This is a genomic window from Streptomyces sp. NPDC088124, from assembly GCF_040685895.1.
In the GTDB taxonomy this organism is placed as follows: Bacteria; Actinomycetota; Actinomycetes; order Streptomycetales; family Streptomycetaceae; genus Streptomyces.
On the sequence record NZ_JBFBJB010000135.1, the window covers coordinates 1 to 1,938 of the forward strand.

General features: G+C 64.1%; 3 protein-coding genes. 1 reads left to right on the forward strand and 2 read right to left on the reverse strand.

What is annotated here, in order from left to right; genetic code table 11:
• Positions 1–167: 167 nt before the first annotated feature.
• Positions 168–392 (reverse strand): DUF397 domain-containing protein, encoded by a 225-nt coding sequence (locus AB0P17_RS43200; protein ID WP_329829451.1) that lies wholly within the window; start codon positions 390–392, stop codon positions 168–170.
• 3 nt (positions 393–395) lie between these two features.
• Entirely contained in the window at positions 396–1,271 is an 876-nt protein-coding gene (locus AB0P17_RS43205; protein ID WP_365820602.1) for a helix-turn-helix transcriptional regulator, read from the reverse strand.
• 290 nt (positions 1,272–1,561) lie between these two features.
• On the opposite strand from AB0P17_RS43205, the gene AB0P17_RS43210 reads away from it, so the two are divergent.
• The coding region (locus AB0P17_RS43210) for an ATP-binding protein (RefSeq protein ID WP_365820604.1) at positions 1,562–1,938 on the forward strand (377 nt) is incomplete at its 3' end.

The following is a 1,938-nucleotide window of genomic DNA, read 5'->3' on the forward strand; positions in this document are numbered from 1 at the left end:
CGGGACGGGCGCGTCGTACTGTTCGACCAGCTCGGGGACCCCGATGTGTGCCGGGTGTTCGAACTGCCGCGCGCGCCTTAACGGGCGGCGGTCGCAGTCGGCTTCACCGTCAGCGCGCCAGGTTCGTGAAACTGGACGGCCGGTGAGCGTCGGCGCGAACGCCGCCTCTACAGGTTCTCGAAGTCCCCGGCCGCCATGCCCGACTTGAACGCCTGCCACTCGCCGGGCGTGAAGCAGAGGTGCGGGCCGGAGGGGTTCTTGGAGTCGCGGACGGCTACGCCTCCGGCGGGGAGGGCGGCAAGTTCGAAGCACTGGCCATTGTTGGCGGTGAAGCTGCTCTTCTGCCAAGTGAGCGTGGCAGGGTCGATCGAGTAAAGGTCCGCCTTCTCCATGGATCAGTCTTCCTTGTTCAGGGTGCGTGCGATTATGTCGCGGCTCTCCTCAGGAGAGTAGGCCGCCTCCGCAAGGCTACGGAAGAGCCGGTGCAGGCGCCGAAGATCCCGGGGACCATCGATGGTCAAACTACCGGCGACCGATTCCCCGAAGGCCACATCCGGCACGTCCTCATCCGAGAACTCAAGGATCATGAACGCTCCGATCTGCGCCGCCTCCTCTCCTTTGTCGTAGGGGATGACCCGGAGATCGACAGAGCCGTGCTTCGAGATCTCCAGCAGGTGCTCCAACTGTTCACGATGCGTGCGCTCTCCACCCACTCGGAACTCAAGAGCCGCCTGGGTGACAACATAGTTGCACTGCATCGGCGCATCGGTCTCCAGCAGGCGATGCCGCTGCCGCAGGCCCCGCACCTCGACCAGAGCCTCGATCTGGTCCGGCCCCAACGAGGTGAAGCCGACGCTGGTGACCGCCTGAGCGTATGCCTCCGTCTGCAGCAGACCCGGCAGGATGCCGACTTGATACTCATGGACGGTTGAAGCCACGGCTTCGAACCCGATGAACCTCTCGTACTGAGCACTGATCACGTCGCCGTACGGGGACCACCACGGCTGGCGCCGGTCCCGTGAGGCGGCGTACAGCTCCACGAGTTCATCGCGCTGGGATGCCGGAACCTCATAGAGGTCCATGAGCTTGGTGAAGTGCTGCTGGGAACAGACACGCTTGCCGGTCTCGATGCGGCTGATCAAGGAAGTGTCACAGTCGAGAGCCGCCGCGACGTCCACAAGCGTGAAGTGATTGACCCCGCTGCGGAGGCGACGCAACGCCCGGCCGAAGGTCACGCGAGACATCAGCAGCGTGCTGTTACTCGTCGTCATGATTCCCCTCACGTCCACGAAACCAGCCGGGAGCACCGGCCCGATTCGGGCAATTCTCGATCCGAAGAAGACTAGGAATGACCGTTTACCACCATCGTGTCATTTGACAGCCACACGACTTGACTGTGCTGCCTGGCGACAGCTTAGCTTCCATCACGCACCGCACTCAACCGAATGCCGAGAGTGGTTGCGTTCTGCGTGGCCTGTGCGTCACGAAACGACTGATGTACGAGCAGATGCCCGTACTCATCCGGGAGTTCGGACTGCTCGCTGAATCGGTAGGAGCTGTCATGGGTGAACCGAACGAAGTCGTCTTCAGGCTGACCCGGCGCCGCAGCAGCGTCCCCAGAGCGCGGGCGATGCTGCACGCGGCGTTCGGGGACTGGTCGGTGGGCCAGGACGCTTTGGAAGACTCGGAGTTGGTGCTCTCCGAGCTGGTCACCAACGCGCTGCGGGTACGCGTGCCGGGCGATCGGCAGGTCGGTGTCCGGATTCTGCTGCTGCCGGACGAACGTCTGGTCCGTCTGGAAGTGAGCGACGCGGGGGCCGGCAAACCGCAGATTCAACACCCTTGCGAGGACGAGACGGGCGGACGCGGGCTCATGCTCGTGGAGGCGCTGGCTCACCGCTGGGGAGTGGAGGAGCGCGTGGGCGGGATCGGGAAAAC